Origin of the sequence: Tsukamurella paurometabola DSM 20162, assembly GCF_000092225.1 — a bacterium.
Taxonomy (GTDB): Bacteria; Actinomycetota; Actinomycetes; order Mycobacteriales; family Mycobacteriaceae; genus Tsukamurella; species Tsukamurella paurometabola.
In genome coordinates this window covers 112,144-129,042 of sequence record NC_014158.1, presented here as the reverse complement: position 1 = coordinate 129,042, position 16,899 = coordinate 112,144, and the positions used below count along the sequence as shown (strand labels likewise).

Sequence of the window (16,899 nt, the reverse complement as noted above, 5' to 3'; positions counted from 1 at the left end):
CGACTGCGCGGCCTGAGCGGCTGCGCCACGGCTAGTGCACGACGGGAAGGTCGTTCACGGCATCACTGGACATGAACGCGCGCAGAGCCGCTGTGGCGCGCACATCGTCCTCGTTGTATTCGAGGATCCGCTGCCGCTGCGTCTCCCGCTCGGCGGCGTCGTAACCAGGGTCCATGCCCACGCCCACCCGGTACCACAGCATCGAGGCCTCGCCCCCGGCTTCCGCATCGCGCCAATGGAATCCGGCCACCGGCGCCACCTTCTTCAGACCGCGTCCCTCCAGCGACAGGAAGGCCTCGCCCACCGCGTCGAACATGTCCACCCACTCCGGCGAGGCGATGAACTCCGCGACGGCGGCGCGGCTGGGCACACCCGGGTCTCCGGCGAAGCGGTCGGCGGACGAGAGCAGCCACTTGTTCTCCGCCTGCTGCGAATAGCAGTACGCCGCAAAGGTCTTCCCCGCCGCGTGCGCCTCGGCGCGGCGGTCCATCAGGTAGGCCCAGAACTCAGCGAAGGAGCGGCCCTCGTCGCGAGTGGGAACCGCCTCCCAGGTGACGAACGGGCGGTAGCCCAGGTCCACACCGTCACGGCGCAGCCAGGTGCCCCACAGGTAGGCCCCGTACTCCTGGTAGCTCTCCATGTCGACATCGACCTCGACATCGGCGCGGCGCACCTTCACCTCGGGGCGCCTGCGCACCAGCACCTGACCACGTTGCCAGGCCCGGGCCATCGCGCGCAGGTCGGCGATCGGCACCGACACCTCGTCGGGCTGCGGACCGGTGTACTCGGCGAGCTGGTCGACGGTGACGATGCCCGCCTCGCGGAGTCCGGGCGCCGACCGGCCGTCCGCCACGAGACTCACATCGCGGGTGGCGGCCAGGGTGCGCTCGCACTCCGGCCACCAGGGACACCGCCGGCACTCCGCGACCCGCACGGGGGCGGTGACGACCGCACCGGAGAGCACGTCCCGACGGTCCGCGAACCGCTCGTCGTAGGCGGGCAGGAGCGGCGCGACATCGTGCACCACGATCCGGTCGCCGCCGATTCCGAGAGAGCCCCCGGACAGCGATGCGGAGGCGTACCCGGCGTCCTGCAGCATCCGGGTCAGATGCGCCAGGCGCATCTGGTCGCCCCGATGTTGGCGGGCGCGGACCGTCTCGTCGGGCACCGGTGCCCAGCGGTCCAGCGGCGACGTGAGCGCCCCGGAACCGGGGTCCGACACCTTGTGGTTGACCACGATCACCGGCAGGTAGCCGTCACGCACCCGGAGCAACAGTTCGCTGTGCCCGCGGCGCCCGTTCGCGGTGGGCAACACGCCGCCCCAGATCCGCTCGGCGCCGGCGCCGAGCGCGGCGAGGGTGCGAGTGACGGCGCCCTCCCCCGGTTCGATCACGGTGAGTGGGCCGAGCGCCGCCAGCCGATCGCGGATCGAGGCCCGGAACACCGCTGCCGCTTCCATCCGCAGGGCCATCGACGGGTCCGGATCGGTCAGCGGTGCCCGAGCGTCGAGTGCCAACCGATGGCGACACCCGGTGAGCGCTCGTGCGCTCACCGGGGGTGCCGTGATGCCCTTGTCGATGTCCACTGCAATGCATTATCGCGGGCGGCACTGACAGCTCCGGTAACGACGCTGTGCAATGCTGTAGGCGAAAGCAGTACTGACCTATAAGGACGTGCACTGATGGGTTTGTTCGGCAAGAAGCAGAAGTCCTCGCGCGCGGAGCGTCGGGCGCAGGCCAAGGCGCTCAAGTCGAAGGCGCGGCTCGAGGCGAAGCTGGCCGCGAAGAACACGGCGAAGAGCGCCAAGCGCTCCGCGAAGAACGCCGTGAAGTCCGAGCGCGGCGCGCAGAAGTCGGATGTGGCGCGGGCGAAAGTGATCGCGCGGATGCAGGGCAAGTCCGACAAGCTCAACCTCAAGATCGCCGAGACGAACGCCCGCGCGGCGGTCGACGGCAAGCTGCTGTCGGAGGCGCGACTGAAGCGTTACGTCTCGACCGCACGCCTGCTGGCGCCCGTCGTGGTGCCGCTCGCCTACCGGGCCGCGCAGGCCGGGCGCAACAAGCTCGACTCGGCGCGGGCCACCCGGCTTGGCGTCCCGGTCGACGAGGTCGCGCAGTTCGCCGGTTTCGGCGGCGGCTTGGCCGCCCGGGTGGCGGCATCACGCCGGTCCCTGGACCAGCTCGCGACCGCACATCCGGACGCCGAGACCAAGGCCTTCGTCGCGGCCGTCGCACAGCGCCTCGACGATCTGTCGGCGGCGATCACCGCGTCCGAGTCCATGCCGCCCGCCCGGCGCCGGCCGGCGCATCAGGCGATCGCGCGCGAGCTCGACGGCATCGACGCCGATCTGCTCAACCGTCTCGGCGTCAGCTCCTAGAACTGCGGGGCGGCCGCGGGGGCGTTACCGTCGTCGAGTGGCTTCGACGATGCGCTTCCGAACGTTGCTCCTCAGTCTTGTCGCGGCCGTCGCCGCGGCACCGGCCCTGCCGGCGAACGCGGCCCCGCCCGCGCCCACGTACGTGGCACTCGGCGATTCGTACTCCTCGCTGCCCGCCGACGCCACCGTCGGCGACTCGCAGCAGGAACGGTCGTGCGGGCGGTCCACGCGGAACTACCCGAAGCTGGTGGCTGATGCACTCGGTGTGCCGCGGGTCCAGTTGCGCGACAACACCTGCGGCGGCGCCGACACCGACGATGCCTTCTCCAGCCAGCGCGCCGGTGACGCGAAGACGGGGTACTACGACGCCGCACCGCAACTCGACGGGATCGTCCCGCAGACCCGATTGGTGACGATCTCGCTGGGCGGCAACGACGGCGACCTCTACTCCAGCATTCTCAAGGCCTGCGCGACGGTGGCCCGCGCCGCCGCACCGCGCTGCACCGCCGATCCCGCGTCGCGTCCGGCGACTCTGTCCGATGCGGCGGTCGCGGACCGCCTGGGGCGCATCACGGCCGCCAACGAGCGGATCATCCGCGCAGTGCGCGAGCGGTCGCCGCAGGCGCGGATCCTGGTGATCGGTTATCCGTCGGTGTTCGGGCCCGACCGCACCTGCGCCGCGATCGCGCCGTACCGGCCGGAGAGCATTCCGTGGATGCGCAGCATCCTCACCGAGCGACTCAACCGGGCGGTGCAGCGAGCCGCCGTCGCCGAGCGGGCCGAGTACATCGACATGGAGCCGGCATCGAAGGGCCGCGACGTGTGCAGCCCGCGGCCGTGGATCAACGGCGTCACCGACGTCCCCCGCGCCGCCGGTATGCACCCGTTCCCCGAGGAGGGCGAAGCGGTGGCGGCGGCGATCACCCGCGCCGTGCGGGCTTCCGGCCCGGCCGTCGGCCGCTGACCGCCGCCGCGGGCCAGGCGACGGTCAGCTCGCCGCCATCGCTGAGCGCGCGCCACCGCGGCGCGAATTCGTCGTAGCGGGCGAAGATCCGCTCGCGCAGTTCGTCGGTGATCTCGGCATCGTCGAGCGAACCCGGCCACGCCGGATCTGGCGCCCGCAGGCCTCGCTCCACCTCCCACAGCGCGACGGTGAGCGAAGCGAGGTACTCCGACCGCGCCATATCGGCCGATTGGGCTGCGCTGGGCTGCTTGCGGTTCCGGGTGGCCCGACGCCGGGCCGCCGGGTCGGCGGGCCAGAACAGGCCGTCGAGGCCGTTGGCGTCGGCGATCCGGCCGTAGACGCCACCGGGCAGCCCCGCCTCGATCTCGACGATCAGATGCGCCGCGTCGTGCGGCACCGTCGGGCTGCCGCCGGGGCCGCCGCGCGGCGCGAGCTCCGGCCCTCTCTCGCGACGCACCCGCACGTCGTACCCGCCGGCGCGCTTGATGAAGGTGACGTCCATACCTTCAGAATCGGACGCCCTCCGCCTCCACCGCAACCGCTTTTCCTCGATTGAACACTGTTACCGCGTCCGCGACCTGGACTTTTCTTCGCGGTAACGGTGTTCAATCGGGGAGGGGTCAGCGACCGATGAACTTGAGGGCCTTGATGATCGGGGGAACCACACCCAGGAAGACGGTGCGCGGGATGCCCTTGATACCGCCGATGCCGATGATCCGCTGCTGCGCGATGGTCTTCGACTCGCAGTACTTGAGCAGGCCCTCGGCGCCGTGCCGGCGGCCCACGCCGGAGATGCCCATGCCACCCATCGGCGCGGCGGTGGAGCCCCATGCCGCGGCGTAGCCCTCGTTGATGTTGACGGTGCCGGCGTTGATCCGGTCGGCGATCTCCTGCGCCTGCTTGGTGCTGCCGGAGAAGACGCTCGCGTTGAGGCCGTACTCGGTGTCGTTGGCGCGCTCGACCGCTTCGTCGACCGAATCCACGGGGTAGATCGAGACCACGGGACCGAAGGTCTCGGAAGCGAAGCAGATCGCCTCCTCCGGCACGTTCTTGAGCACCGTGGGCTCGTAGAAGAAGGGGCCGAGATCGGGGCGGGCCTTACCGCCGGCGAGCACGGTCGCACCCTTGGCGACGGCGTCGTCGACATGCGCGGCCACGGTCTCGATCTGCGACTTGCTGGCGAGCGATCCCATCTCATTGGTGAAGTCGTACCCGGCACCCAGGGCCAGGTTGGCGGTGCGCTCGGCGAAGGCGCGGGCGAACTCGTCGGCGATCTCCCGCTCGACGTAGATCCGCTCGATCGAGATGCACAGCTGGCCCGAGTTGGAGAACGCGGCGCGGGCGGCACCGTCGGCGGTGTGCGCGATGTCGGCGTCCTTGGTGACCACCATCGGGTTCTTGCCGCCGAGTTCGGCGGAGAAGCCGATGAGGCGCTTGCCGCACTGCTCTGCCAGGGTGGCACCGGTCGCCGACGAGCCGGTGAACATGAGGTAGTCGGCGCGCTCGACGATGGCCGTACCCACGACGCCGCCCGGACCGGGCACGACGGCGAACAGGTCGCGCGGGAGGCCGGCCTGATAGAGCAGCTCGACGGCGGCGAGGGCGCAGTACGGAGTCTGGCTGTCGGGCTTGAGCACCACGGCATTGCCTGCGGCCAAGGCCGCGACGCCGTCGGAGACGGCGAGGGTGAGCGGATAGTTCCACGGCGCGATCACACCGACCACGCCCTTGGGCTGGTAGCGCACCCGCGTGTTGGTGAACACCGGCAGCATTCCCGCAGTGTTCTTCTGCTCCAGCAGCTTCGGCGCATTCTTGCCGTACCAGCGGGCGGTCATCGCCACGTCCAGGGTCTCCTCCTGGGCGTACTGGCGCGCTTTGCCGGTTTCCAGCTGCGCCATGTCCATGAGGTCGGCGCGGCGCTCGTTGACCAGGTCGGCGAACTTCAGGAGCACCTTGGCACGGTCCTTCGCGCTGCGCGCCGCCCACTGCTTCTGAGCGCGGCGGGCACGGACGAAGGCCTGCTCCACGTCCTCGACGGTGCCGACGGGAATGGTGGTGACCTTCTCGCCGGTGAACGCCTCGAGCACATCGCGCGACTCGCGCTGCTCGGGGTGATCGATCGCCGCGAGGGCACGGAGACGGTCGAACGTGGCCTGAGTGGGTGCTGGCATGCCGCCAGATTACCCGCTTGTTGATGGTGCCTCAATAGCGGTGACGGTTAGGATCGCCTCATGAGCGACGTTCAGTTCACCCCCACCGCAGACCTCGTCGATGAGATCGGTGAGGAGGTGCGCAGTTGCGATACCCAGTTCCGGCAGTTCGGCGGCCGCCGCGCCTTCGCCGGCGAGGTGGTCACGGTGAAGTGCTTCCAGGACAACGCCCTGCTCAAGTCGGTTCTCGGCGAGCCCGGCGCAGGCCGGGTGCTGGTGATCGACGGTTCCGATGAGAACGGCGTGCCGTCGCTGCACACCGCACTCGTCGGCGACATCATCGCCGAGTTGGGTCGGGGCAACGGGTGGGCGGGCATCGTCGCCTACGGCGCGATCCGCGACGCCGCCGTGATCGGCACCCTCGACATCGGTGTGAAGGCGTTGGGCACCAACCCGCGCAAGTCCACGAAGACCGGTGCCGGCGAGCGCGATGTGCCCCTCAGCTTCGGCGGGGTCACCTTCGCGCCGGGCGATACGCTTTTCAGCGACGACGACGGCATCGTCCTGCGTTGACGGCGACGGCCAGCACGACGATCAGCGAAGTTCAGCCGCACTGATCACGCGCCCTGCACGGGCTGCCACCCAGGCCAGGCCGCCCCGATGTCCCTCCGGCGTCTGATCGGCGACTGCATCGCCGATCACGAACGCCTGGATATCGTTCTGAATCGAATCCGCGGCGGTCAGCAGCACTCCGGTGTTGGCGTAGACACCGGCCAGGACGAGCTGATCGCGCCCCTGGTCGCGCAGGTACTGCAGCAGGTCCGATCGGAAGTACTCGGACAGCTTGTGTTTGGTGAGTACCCGCTCCCCGGGCCGGGGCGCGACAGCGGGCTCGATGCCGCGGTCGGACTCGTCGGCGGTCATCCCGGCGCCGGAGAAGTCGTAGATCAGGCCGCGCTGCTCGCGCGTGGCACCGCCGCGCTGCGCCGAGTAGATCACCGGGACCCCCGACCGCCGCGCCCAGTCCTGTCCGCGCGCGACGTTCCCCAGGAGCTCACCGCGGGTCCGCTCGTCGAAGATCCGCATGAAATAGCGCTGGACATCGTGGACGAGCAGAACCGCGCGGCGCGGATCCAGTTGCCAGGCCACCTTGTTCCTCGGGATCGGTATCTCGCCGATCCGGTACGAGACCGATCCGGGCAGCGCGACCGCGGCATCTGCTGTGCCCGCACGAGCCCCGCCCACGGCGACCGCACCGACGGTGCCCCACGCGGCCGCCTGGAAGAGACGACGGCGCCCGAGCACTTCGGCGGTCGAAACCGCCTCCTGCGGATGCGATTCAGTGACGGAAGGAACTTCGGAAGCTGGATTCTCCATGGCGCGAGGCTATGTCGCAGTGGCGGCACTGCGCACCCGAACGGTTCACACCGCGACGAGCCCGCTACCCGCGCGCGACACGGGCGGAACGCCCGAACACCTCCACCACATCACCCACCGCGAGCTGCCGGCCGCGGCGGGTGTCGACCTCGCCGTTCACACTCACCTCGCCGTCGGCGATCACGCCCTTCGCCTCCGCTCCCGAGTCGATCAGGCCGGCGAGCTTGAGGAACTGCCCCAGCCGGATCACCTCGTCGGAGATCTCCACGTCGATTGCCTCGCTCACTGGTCCATCATGCCGCAGCATGTCACCGGGGTGCCGCTTCGGCGTTCGCGATCGCCGTCGCCAGCATCGCGTCGAGATCCGCGTAGCCGATCTTTCCGGTGGCTTCCACGGTGAAGACCACAGATCGCACCCTTGCCAGGAGCACGCGCGTCACGCCGGCGCCACTGGGCAACGGTTTCCCCGTGGTCGCATCGTCGAGCGACCGGCTGGACGCGACGAAGCGATACGTCTGCACGCCGCTCGTCGTCTGTTCCCGTGTGAACGCGGTGGTCACCCGCTGATTGCGAACCTGCGGATTGGCGAAAGTGGGAAAGGCCCTGTCGTAGGTACCGCAGGTCGACATCCAGCTGGTGGTCAGCGCGACCACGTCCGAGCCCACCCGCTGCCGGTCCACTGTGACCGTGACCCGGCTCCCGTCGGGACCGGTATATCCGACGCTCGCTGCGTAGTACAGATTCCAGTCGGAACCATCGGATGCGCGGGAGAAATTCTTGCCGAACGGCGTGTACAGGCACTGCGGAGGCTTCGTCTCCCCCGCCGTCTGCCCGCGGAGCCCGAGGCCCGAACCGTCTTCAGCCGCCACGTTCGGCGGCTGCGCCCGGCCTTCGGGCGGGAACGTGGAAGACGCCGGAAGAAGTTGCGCCAGTTCAGCATTGCTCCGACCGCCCAGATCCGTGTGGTCGGGCCGGAAACTCGCCCGATACTCGGGACTAAGCCCCGGATACGTCCTCTCTGCGGCGGCGGTACCCGACGAGCCGCTGACCGCAGACGACGGACCCGACGGGGCCGGAGGGTCGGCGGTGGCACACCCCGCCACCGTGACCACCACCCCCGCAACCACCGCACAATGTACGAACCGCATGGTCGTCCTCCCCGCTCACTGGACTACGAAGAGTACTACTCTCGGCTCCGTGTTGTTGGAGCTCGCAAATGTGCGCACCCACGTGGTGATCGACCAACCGACCGGCCCGGTCACCGGGCCTCCTGTCGTGCTGTCGTCGGGCCTCGCGGGCAACTGGTTCGATTGGGATTCGTGCATCGAACTGTTGCGCTCCGAGCGCACCGTGATCCGCTTCGACCGGCCGGGGTACGGGCTCTCCGACCCTTGGCCGGAGGACACCGTCCCCACCCTCGACGGCGAAGTACGCCGCTATCGAGACCTACTGGACGCCTTACAGATCCAGCGTGGGGTGATCTGCGGCCATTCGATGGCGAGCTTCTACGTGGAAGCGTTCGCGCGCGAACACCCCGAGCGCACCGCAGCGGCGGTGATCCTGGACGGCAGCGTGGAGGACTCACCCCGCTGGGTGCTCCCGACAAACCTGCGCGCCGACCTGTTGCTCCGTTCGGCGGATGTGGCAGCGGCGTCGGGCCTGAGCCGGATCGGCCCCGCGGTCCACAAGCTCCTCGTCGATTCCGAACCGCCCGCGGAGCACGCGCAGATCCTGTCCTCGGAGCAGTACCTGCGGGCCGCGATGCTCGAGAACGGTCAGTATCCCGTGCTCGCCCACGAACTGGTCGATCTGCGCACGAAGCAACCGTTACAGCCGGGGCTTCCGGTCACCGTGGCCGCCGCGTACACCGGCCGCCCCACACCCTGGGCGGCGTCCTGGCTACGACAGCAGCGCGGCCTGGCCGACCGGTTGGATGCACGATTCGCCGTGATCGCGCCGAGCGGCCACCACGTGATGGTGGAACAGCCCGCCCAGGTGGCGGCGCTGATCCTGGATGCGGGCGGCGGCTAGCTCGCGCTGAGAATGCGCAGATCCGCAGGGGTGACGAGACGTTCACCGTCTTCCCCGAGGGCAGCGACGCTGCGCCTGCGTAGATTCCGCAGTCGGTAGAGGGTTCGGGTTCCCAGGTTGACGGCCCGGCGGTGCTGCTTCACGACTGTTCTCCGAGAATGGTGTCTATCGATGCGGAACGATTGGTTACAGATACTGTATTGCTCCATCGCGGTCCCGTCCAGTGGGCACGCGCTAGTCGTGACCGGACTTACACCGGCGGCCGGGCGGGCAGCGATCTTCCCGGGACCGACGCGGCGCACACGGTTACGCTAAGCGGGTTCCGTCTCACTGTTGCGTTCGCACATCTCTCGAGGAGTACCGTGTCCGATCTTGACGATCTGCTCAAGTCCATCCCGCTCGCCGATATCGCCGCGCAGCTCGGCGTCTCGCAGGACGTCGCCTCCGCGGCCGTCAACCAGACCGTTCCGACCCTGCTCGCAGGCCTCCAGGCCCAGGACACCACCGAGGCCCCGTCCGATCTCGCCCAGGCCGCGGACAACGGCGACGGCCAGCAGATCGTTTCCAGCCTGTTCGGCGAGAAGACCGACGACGTGGCCGCCGCGGCCGCCGCACCGCTGTCCTCGGGCGTCACCAACGACCTGGTCAAGCAACTGCTCCCGATCCTCGCACCGATCGTGATCAGCTTCGTGATGAAGAAGCTCTCGGGCGGTACCGCTGCGCAGCCGCAGCAGCAGGCGCCGGCAGGCAATGGCGACCTGCTCGGCAGCATCCTCGGCAACATGCTCGGCGGGGGCAACACCGCGGGCGGCGCCGGCAGCGCGGCCGGCAACGTGCTCGGCGGCATCCTCGGCGGTCTGCTCAACCGCAAGTAGCCCACACGGCGAAGGGCCGGCACCCGCTCGGGTGCCGGCCCTTCGTCGTCGGTGTACTACCGCTGCGGGGCGGCGGTGGGCACGATCGGCGCGGGCAGCGCCGACTCGCCCATGAGGAAGCGGTCGACGGCGGCGGCCGCGCTGCGGCCCTCCGCGATCGCCCACACGATCAGCGACTGACCGCGGCCCGCATCGCCCGCCACGAAGACGCCCGGCACGGTCGACTGGAAGTCGTCACCGCGGGCCACGTTGCCGCGCTCGCTGTACTCGACGCCCAGCTTGTCGAGCAGGTCACCCCGCTCGGGACCGACGAAGCCCATGGCGAGCAGTACCAGATCCGCCTCCAGGGTGAAGTCGGTTCCCTCGACCTTCTCGAACCGGCCGCCCTCCATCTTGACCTCGTAGGCCTTGAGCCCGGTCACCGTGCCGTCGTGACCGAGGAACTCCTCGGTGCTGACGGAGAAGACGCGCTCGCCGCCCTCCTCGTGGGCGGAGCTGATGCGATACATCAGCGGGTAGGTCGGCCACGGGGTGGACTCGGCGCGCTCACGCGGCGGGATCGGCATGATCTCGAACTGGTGCACCGTCTCGGCGCCCTGGCGCAGCGACGTGCCGAGGCAGTCCGCACCGGTGTCACCGCCGCCGATGATGACGACCTTCTTGCCCTTCGCGTGCAGCGGGGGCAGGCCGTCGGCATCGACCACATCGTCGCCCACCGCGGCGCGGTTGGCCCAGGGCAGGAACTCCATCGCCTGGTGGATGCCGTCGAGGTCACGGCCGGGGATCGGCAGGTCGCGCCACAGGGTGGCGCCATTGGCCAGGACCACGGCGTCGTAGTCCTCACGCAGCTGCTCGACGGTGACGTCGACACCCACGTTGACACCGGTCTTGAAAATCGTTCCCTCGGCGTTCATCTGGGCGAGGCGGCGGTCGATGTGCCGCTTCTCCATCTTGAACTCGGGGATGCCGTAGCGGAGCAGGCCACCGATCCGGTCGGCGCGCTCGTACACGGTGACGGTGTGTCCGCCGCGGGTGAGCTGCTGCGCCGCAGCCAGTCCCGCAGGCCCCGAGCCCACGACCGCGACCTTCTTACCGGTCAGCTTCGTGGGGTGCTCCGGGGAGACCCAGCCCTCATCGAAGGCGTGATCGATGAGCTCGACCTCGACCTGCTTGATGGTGACCGGATCCTGATTGATCCCGAGCACGCAGGAGGCCTCGCACGGCGCGGGACACAGCCGCCCGGTGAACTCCGGGAAGTTGTTCGTCGCGTGCAGTCGGTCGATGCCATCACGCCACCGGTCCTTGTAGACCAGATCGTTCCACTCGGGGATCAGGTTCCCGAGCGGGCAACCGTTGTGGCAGAACGGGATGCCGCAGTCCATACACCGCGACGCCTGCTTGCGCAGAGTGCCGCCGTCGAAGGGCTTGTACACCTCGTTCCAGTCCAGCAGGCGGAGCGGAACCGGCCGGCGTACCGGCAGTTCGCGCGAATTGTTCTTCAGAAAGCCCTGGGGATCAGCCACGAGCGGCCTCCATCACTGCGTCGTCGATGTTGCGGCCGTCCAGTTCGGCACGCTTGATGGCGGTGAGCACGCGCTTGAAGTCACGCGGCATCACCTTGGCGAAGAGCTGGCGCTCCCGGGCCCAATTGGCCAGGATCCGTTCCGCGATGGCGGAATCGGTGGCCTCGTAGTGCTTGGTCACGGTGGCGCGCACGAACTCGATGTCGGATTCGTCGAGGGATTCCAGCTCCACCAGTTCGGTGTTGAGATCGCGCTCGAACTGGCCGTCGGCGTTGTAGACGTACGCGATGCCGCCGCTCATACCGGCGCCGAAGTTGCGCCCGGTGTCGCCGAGCACGATCACCCGGCCGCCGGTCATGTACTCGCAGCCGTGGTCGCCCACGCCCTCGACCACGGCGATCGCGCCCGAGTTACGCACCGCGAACCGCTCACCCGCCTTACCGCGCAGGAACACCTCGCCGGCGGTGGCACCGAACAGGATCACGTTGCCCGCGATGATGTTCTCCTCGGCGATGAAGCCCTCCGGTGCGTCCTGCGCCGGGCGGACCACGATGCGGCCGCCCGAGAGGCCCTTGCCCACGAAGTCGTTCGCATCGCCCTCGAGCCGCAGCGTGATGCCCTTCGGCACGAAGGCGCCGAAGCTGTTGCCCGCGCTGCCGCGGAAGGTGATGTCGATGGTGTCGTCCGGAAGCCCGTCGGCCCCATGCACCTTGGTGACCTCGTGACCGAGCATCGTGCCCACGGTGCGGTTCACGTTCGAGATCGCCGACTGGATCGACACGGGCGCACCGGTGTCGATGGCCACCCGCGCCTGCGTGATCAGTTGCTGATCGAGCGCCTTCTCCAGACCGTGCTCCTGCGTCTGCGAGCAGTACGGATCCTGGTTCATGAACGGCGAGTCGACCTGCGCCAGGATCGGTGCCAGATCGAGCTTGCCGGCCTTGGCACCGCTCCAATGCTGCTGTGCCGCCTGGGTGTCGAGCACGTGCGACTGGCCAACGGCCTCCTGCAGGGTGCGGAAGCCGAGCTCGGCGAGCAGCTCGCGCACCTCTTCCGCGATGTACAGGAAGAAGTTCTCCACGAACTCCGGCTTGCCGGTGAACCGGCGCCGCAACACCGGGTTCTGGGTGGCAACACCCACGGGACAGGTGTCCAGATGGCACACGCGCATCATGATGCAGCCGGAGACGACCAGCGGCGCGGTGGCGAAGCCGAACTCCTCGCCGCCGAGCAGCGCGGCCACGATGACGTCCCGGCCGGTCTTGAGCTGGCCGTCGACCTGCACCACGATCCGGTCGCGAAGACCGTTGAGCAGCAGCGTCTGCTGAGTCTCCGCAAGGCCGATCTCCCAGGGGGCGCCGGCGTGCTTGACCGAGGTCAGCGGGGTGGCTCCGGTGCCGCCGTCGTGGCCCGAGATGAGCACCACATCGGCGTGCGCCTTGGAGACGCCGGCGGCCACGGTACCTACCCCCAGCTCCGAGACCAGCTTCACGTGGATACGGGCCGACGGGTTCGCGTTCTTCAGGTCGTGGATCAGCTGCGCCAGATCCTCGATCGAGTAGATGTCGTGATGCGGCGGCGGCGAGATCAGACCGACGCCCGGCGTCGAACCGCGCACCTCGGCGACCCAGGGGTACACCTTGTGCGGCGGCAGCTGGCCACCCTCGCCCGGCTTCGCGCCCTGCGCCATCTTGATCTGGATGTCGGTGCAGTTGCTCAGGTAGTGCGAGGTGACGCCGAACCGGCCCGATGCGACCTGCTTGATCGCGGACCGGCGCAGGTCGCCGTTCTCGTCAGGCGTGAACCGCGCCGGATCCTCGCCGCCCTCACCGGAGTTCGAACGGCCGCCGAGTCGGTTCATGGCGATGGCCAGGGTCTCGTGCGCCTCCGCCGAGATGGAGCCGTAGCTCATGGCACCGGTCGAGAAGCGCTTGACGATCTCGCTGGCGGGCTCCACCTCGTCGAGCGGGATCGGCTCCCGGTCGGGCACGAACGTGAACAATCCGCGCAGGGAGGCGAGCCGCGCACTCTGGTCGTCGACCAGCTTCGTGTACTCCTTGAACACCTTGTACTGGCCCGTGCGGGTGGCGTGCTGGAGCTTGAACACCGTGTCCGGGTTGAACAGGTGGTACTCACCCTCGCGGCGCCACTGGTACTCGCCGCCCACCTCGAGCTCGCGGTGCGCCAGCTCCTCGGGACGGTCGTTCATCGCCCGCTTGTGCCGTGCGGCGACGTCGTCGGCGATCTCGTCCAGACCGATGCCGTCGAGCTGGCTCTGCAGGCCGGAGAAGAACTCGTCCACCACATCCTGCGCGATACCGATCACCTGGAACAGCTGTGCGCCGGTGTACGAGGCCAGGGTGGAGATGCCCATCTTCGACATCACCTTGAGCACGCCCTTGCCCGCGGCCTTGACGTAGTTGGCGTTCAGCTTCTCCAGCGGCAAGCCGTTCAGCTCACCGCGCAGGTGCATGTCCTCGATGGTGGCGAAGGCCATGTACGGATTCACCGCGGCGGCACCGCATCCGATGAGCGCGGCCATGTGGTGCACCTCGCGGGCGTCGCCCGACTCCACGATCAGCCCCACCTTGGTGCGGCTGCGCTCACGCACCAGGTGGTGGTGCACGGCCGCGGTCAGTAGCAGCGACGGGATCGGCGCCAGCAGCCGGTCGGAGTTGCGGTCCGACAGGATGATCAGGCGGGCGCCTCCGGCGATCGCCTCGGAGACCTGGGTCCGCACGGTATCGAGTGCCTCGCGCAGGCCCTTGCCGCCCTCGGCCACGGCGTACAGTCCGGGGATCACCACGGAGCGGAACTCCGGCAGCGTGCCGTCATCGTTGACCTTGACCAGCTTGATCAGCTCGTCGTTGTTGAGGATCGGCTGGTCCAGGTGGATCTGGCGGCAGCTCACCGGCGACGGGTTCAGCAGGTCGGATTCGCCGCCGATCGTGCCGCCGAGGCTGGTGACGATCTCCTCGCGGATGGCGTCCAGCGGCGGGTTGGTCACCTGGGCGAACAACTGCTGGAAGTAGTCGAACAGCAAGCGCGGGCGCAGCGACAGCACGGCGACGGGAGTGTCGGTACCCATGGAGCCGATCGCTTCGGCGCCGGTCTTCGCCATCGGCGTCAGGAGCAGGTTGAGCTCCTCGGTGGTGTAGCCGAACATCTGCTGGCGCTGGGTGACCCGGTCGTGCGGCATCACCGGGTGCGGCCGGTCGGGCAGCTCGGACAGGCGCAGCAGACCCTCGTCGAGCCATTCCTGGTAGGGCTCGGCCGCGGCCAGCTCGTCCTTGATCTCCTTATCGGAGACGATGCGGCCCTGCGCGGTGTCGACGAGGAACATACGGCCGGGCTGCAGACGGGTCTTGAAGACCACGTCGCTGTGCGGGATGTCGAGCACGCCGACCTCGGATCCGAGCACCACGAGACCGTCCTTGGTGACCCAGATACGCGACGGACGAAGGCCGTTGCGGTCGAGCACGGCTCCGATCACGGTGCCGTCGGTGAAACACACCGAGGCGGGACCGTCCCAGGGCTCCATCAGCGAGGAGTGGTACTCGTAGAACGCGCGACGCGCCGGGTCCATGTCCTGGTGGCGCTCCCACGCCTCGGGAATCATCATCAGGACCGCGTGCGGCAGGCTTCGCCCGCCGAGGTGCAACAGCTCGAGCACCTCATCGAATCGTGCGGTGTCGGAACCGCCCTGGGTGCAGATCGGGAAGATCTTGTTCTCGGCATCGGCACCGAAGACCGACGGGTCGAGCAGCGCCTCGCGCGCTCGCATCCAATTCTCGTTGCCACCGACGGTGTTGATCTCACCGTTGTGCGCGACGCGACGGTACGGATGGGCCAGCGGCCAGCTCGGGAACGTGTTGGTGGAGAAGCGCGAGTGCACCAGGCCGAGAGCCGATTCCACCCGCTCGTCCTGCAGGTCCACGAAGAACCCACGCAGCTGCGGGGTGGTGAGCATGCCCTTGTAGACGAAGGTCTGACCGGACAGCGACGGGAAGTACACCGACTCCTCGCCCTGCGAACCCGCGCCGGCACCGTCGGTCCCGAGCTCGCGCTCGACGCGCTTGCGGATCACGAAACAGCGACGCTCAAGGTCGAGGCCCGACAGGGGCGCACCCTCCGCATCGGTCCCGGCGATGAACACCTGCCGCATGGTGGGCATGGCGTCACGGGCGAGCGCACCGAGCGAGCCGTCGTCGGTGGGCTGGTCGCGCCAGCCGAGGACGGTCATGCCCTCTTCGGCGACGATCCGCTCGACCCCCTCGGCGGCCTTGCCCGCCTCGGCGGCGGCCTGCGGAAGGAAGGCGATACCGGTCGCGTATGCACCCTGGTGCGGCAGGTCGAAGTCGACGACCTCGCGGAAGAAGCGATCGGGGACCTGGATCAGGATGCCCGCACCGTCGCCCGTGTTCGGCTCCGCGCCGGCGGCACCGCGGTGCTCGAGGTTGACCAGCGCCGTGATGGCCTTGTCGACGATGTCGCGGGACTTGCGGCCGTGCATGTCCACCACGAACGCGACGCCACACGCATCGTGCTCGTTCGCGGGGTGGTACAGCCCCTGCGGACCCGGGGGGACGAAACGGCTCATCGAATACCTGCCTTAGCGCAGCGCCTCACGGCGGAACGTGGATATGAAGGTTCGGTGACGACATGCGTCACCTCAGGCATCGTTGGCTGTACCCGCAACGATAGATTCCCGCTGGCCGATCACCAAATGAAAGGCCATCCTAACCGGCCTTGACCTCGGGTTTCGCTGATCGGATCGGTCGGCCGACCGCCCCTGGTACCCGACCACCCGACCGTCACCGGGCGTGGTCGACCGCGTGGCCGGGCATTGCTGCCGCCGTTCCCGGCTGCTACCGTGAACCGTATCCCCCTGGGGGGATACGAAATCGCGGGGACGCTCCCCGCCCGTCGTACGAACACGGAACCAATCCGCCTGCGGCCACGACGGTTCCAGCCGATACCAGCCACGGAGGTGGGCGATGGAGCACCGCACCCCGATCACGATCTGGCTCGACCCGGTGTGCCCGTACTCCTGGCAGACCGCCGCGTGGCTGCGCGAGACCGTCGACGATCCCGACGCGCTCCGCTGGGAACTGATGAGCCTGGCACTGCTCAACGAAGGCCGCGACCTGCCCGAACGGGCCCGCGCACGGATGCGGGACTCGGGCGCCGCGGGCCGGCTCTTCGCCGCGCTCGGGACGGAACTCGACGATGCGGCCCGATGGCGGGCACTGGCCGCATTCAGTGCCTGGTACCACCACGACGCACCAGCCCTCGACGCCGCGCCCGTGGCGCGGCTGCTCACCGATCTGGGCCTGCCCACCCGGTACGCCGACGCACTCGCAGACGCTTCCTGGGACGTCGCCGTCCGCGCGGAGCACGCCCGCAGCCAGGAAGCGGCGGGCGGCAGCGCCGGGAGCCCGCTGGTCCGCATCGGCGAGGCCACCTTCCACGGCCCGGTCCTGACCACCGTCCCCGAGCCGGAAGCCGCCGCGGCGCTGCTCGCCGGACTCCGCTCTCTCGCGGCCGTCGACGCGTTCACGTCGGTCCAGCGGCTGCGCCCCGACCAGTGAATACCCGAACA

14 protein-coding genes are annotated in these 16,899 nt (G+C 69.0%); 6 read left to right on the top strand and 8 right to left on the bottom strand.

All coding sequences use genetic code 11. From position 1 onward, the window contains the following. Positions 1 to 31: 31 nt before the first annotated feature. A complete protein-coding gene (locus TPAU_RS00610) occupies positions 32 to 1,591 on the bottom strand; it encodes a TM0106 family RecB-like putative nuclease (protein ID WP_425358574.1) in 1,560 nt (519 codons plus the stop codon). A gap of 90 nt (positions 1,592 to 1,681) precedes the next feature. Between TPAU_RS00610 and TPAU_RS00605 the strand changes: the two genes are divergently transcribed. Both TPAU_RS00605 and TPAU_RS00600 read left to right on the top strand, forming a co-directional pair. Beyond that, positions 1,682 to 2,377, top strand: coding sequence for a DUF6474 family protein (locus TPAU_RS00605; RefSeq protein ID WP_013124827.1), 696 nt, complete (start codon positions 1,682 to 1,684; stop codon positions 2,375 to 2,377). A gap of 37 nt (positions 2,378 to 2,414) precedes the next feature. Further along, complete coding sequence (locus TPAU_RS00600) at positions 2,415 to 3,341, top strand: SGNH/GDSL hydrolase family protein (protein ID WP_115329736.1); 927 nt, start codon at positions 2,415 to 2,417, stop codon at positions 3,339 to 3,341. On the opposite strand, the gene TPAU_RS00595 is transcribed toward TPAU_RS00600, so the two are convergent. Both TPAU_RS00595 and TPAU_RS00590 read right to left on the bottom strand, forming a co-directional pair. Continuing rightward, complete coding sequence (locus TPAU_RS00595; protein ID WP_013124825.1) at positions 3,298 to 3,843, bottom strand: hypothetical protein; 546 nt, start codon at positions 3,841 to 3,843, stop codon at positions 3,298 to 3,300. The genes TPAU_RS00600 and TPAU_RS00595 overlap by 44 nt on opposite strands. A gap of 118 nt (positions 3,844 to 3,961) precedes the next feature. Next, complete coding sequence (locus TPAU_RS00590) at positions 3,962 to 5,512, bottom strand: succinic semialdehyde dehydrogenase (RefSeq protein WP_013124824.1); 1,551 nt, start codon at positions 5,510 to 5,512, stop codon at positions 3,962 to 3,964. Between the two features lie 60 nt (positions 5,513 to 5,572). On the opposite strand from TPAU_RS00590, the gene rraA reads away from it, so the two are divergent. After that, positions 5,573 to 6,064, top strand: coding sequence for a ribonuclease E activity regulator RraA (gene rraA / locus TPAU_RS00585; RefSeq protein WP_013124823.1), 492 nt, complete (start codon positions 5,573 to 5,575; stop codon positions 6,062 to 6,064). Between the two features lie 21 nt (positions 6,065 to 6,085). Here rraA and TPAU_RS00580 read toward each other — a convergent pair whose 3' ends face one another. The 3 genes from TPAU_RS00580 to TPAU_RS00570 all read right to left on the bottom strand — a co-directional run bounded on the left by TPAU_RS00580 (position 6,086) and on the right by TPAU_RS00570 (position 7,983). Further along, positions 6,086 to 6,868: an isochorismatase family protein gene (locus tag TPAU_RS00580; protein WP_013124822.1), complete on the bottom strand. Its 783-nt coding sequence runs from the start codon at positions 6,866 to 6,868 to the stop codon at positions 6,086 to 6,088. Between the two features lie 64 nt (positions 6,869 to 6,932). Continuing rightward, positions 6,933 to 7,175 carry an RNA-binding S4 domain-containing protein gene (locus tag TPAU_RS00575; protein WP_013124821.1) on the bottom strand — a complete coding sequence of 81 codons (243 nt, stop codon included), beginning with the start codon at positions 7,173 to 7,175 and terminating at the stop codon, positions 6,933 to 6,935. A 1-nt stretch (position 7,176) separates the two neighbouring features. After that, complete coding sequence (locus tag TPAU_RS00570) at positions 7,177 to 7,983, bottom strand: hypothetical protein (RefSeq protein ID WP_187290998.1); 807 nt, start codon at positions 7,981 to 7,983, stop codon at positions 7,177 to 7,179. A gap of 82 nt (positions 7,984 to 8,065) precedes the next feature. Between TPAU_RS00570 and TPAU_RS00565 the strand changes: the two genes are divergently transcribed. Both TPAU_RS00565 and TPAU_RS00560 read left to right on the top strand, forming a co-directional pair. Continuing rightward, positions 8,066 to 8,899, top strand: a complete 834-nt coding sequence (locus tag TPAU_RS00565; protein WP_041944200.1) for an alpha/beta fold hydrolase — start codon at positions 8,066 to 8,068, stop codon at positions 8,897 to 8,899. Positions 8,900 to 9,261: 362 nt separating this feature from the next. After that, positions 9,262 to 9,774 carry a DUF937 domain-containing protein gene (locus tag TPAU_RS00560; RefSeq protein ID WP_013124818.1) on the top strand — a complete coding sequence of 171 codons (513 nt, stop codon included), beginning with the start codon at positions 9,262 to 9,264 and terminating at the stop codon, positions 9,772 to 9,774. A gap of 56 nt (positions 9,775 to 9,830) precedes the next feature. On the opposite strand, the gene TPAU_RS00555 is transcribed toward TPAU_RS00560, so the two are convergent. Then, the gene (locus TPAU_RS00555) at positions 9,831 to 11,297 is read right to left on the bottom strand and encodes a glutamate synthase subunit beta (protein ID WP_013124817.1); all 1,467 of its coding nucleotides are present in this window, start codon (positions 11,295 to 11,297) and stop codon (positions 9,831 to 9,833) included. Continuing rightward, a complete protein-coding gene (gene gltB, locus TPAU_RS00550; protein WP_013124816.1) occupies positions 11,290 to 15,897 on the bottom strand; it encodes a glutamate synthase large subunit in 4,608 nt (1,535 codons plus the stop codon). Before gltB ends, TPAU_RS00555 begins: the two co-directional genes overlap by 8 nt. Positions 15,898 to 16,294: 397 nt before the next feature. Here gltB and TPAU_RS00545 point away from each other — a divergent pair, with 397 nt between their 5' ends. Next, positions 16,295 to 16,888, top strand: coding sequence for a mycothiol-dependent nitroreductase Rv2466c family protein (locus tag TPAU_RS00545; RefSeq protein WP_013124815.1), 594 nt, complete (start codon positions 16,295 to 16,297; stop codon positions 16,886 to 16,888). Positions 16,889 to 16,899: the final 11 nt, after the last annotated feature.

Coding starts and splice junctions, on each gene's coding strand:
- TPAU_RS00605 (WP_013124827.1), top strand. CDS start 1,682: ATGGGTTTGTTCGGCAAGAAGCAGAAGTCCTCGCGCGCGGAGCGTCGG.
- TPAU_RS00595 (WP_013124825.1), bottom strand. CDS start 3,843: ATGGACGTCACCTTCATCAAGCGCGCCGGCGGGTACGACGTGCGGGTG.
- TPAU_RS00590 (WP_013124824.1), bottom strand. CDS start 5,512: ATGCCAGCACCCACTCAGGCCACGTTCGACCGTCTCCGTGCCCTCGCG.
- rraA (WP_013124823.1), top strand. CDS start 5,573: ATGAGCGACGTTCAGTTCACCCCCACCGCAGACCTCGTCGATGAGATC.
- TPAU_RS00580 (WP_013124822.1), bottom strand. CDS start 6,868: ATGGAGAATCCAGCTTCCGAAGTTCCTTCCGTCACTGAATCGCATCCG.
- TPAU_RS00575 (WP_013124821.1), bottom strand. CDS start 7,175: ATGCTGCGGCATGATGGACCAGTGAGCGAGGCAATCGACGTGGAGATC.
- gltB (WP_013124816.1), bottom strand. CDS start 15,897: ATGAGCCGTTTCGTCCCCCCGGGTCCGCAGGGGCTGTACCACCCCGCG.
- TPAU_RS00545 (WP_013124815.1), top strand. CDS start 16,295: ATGGAGCACCGCACCCCGATCACGATCTGGCTCGACCCGGTGTGCCCG.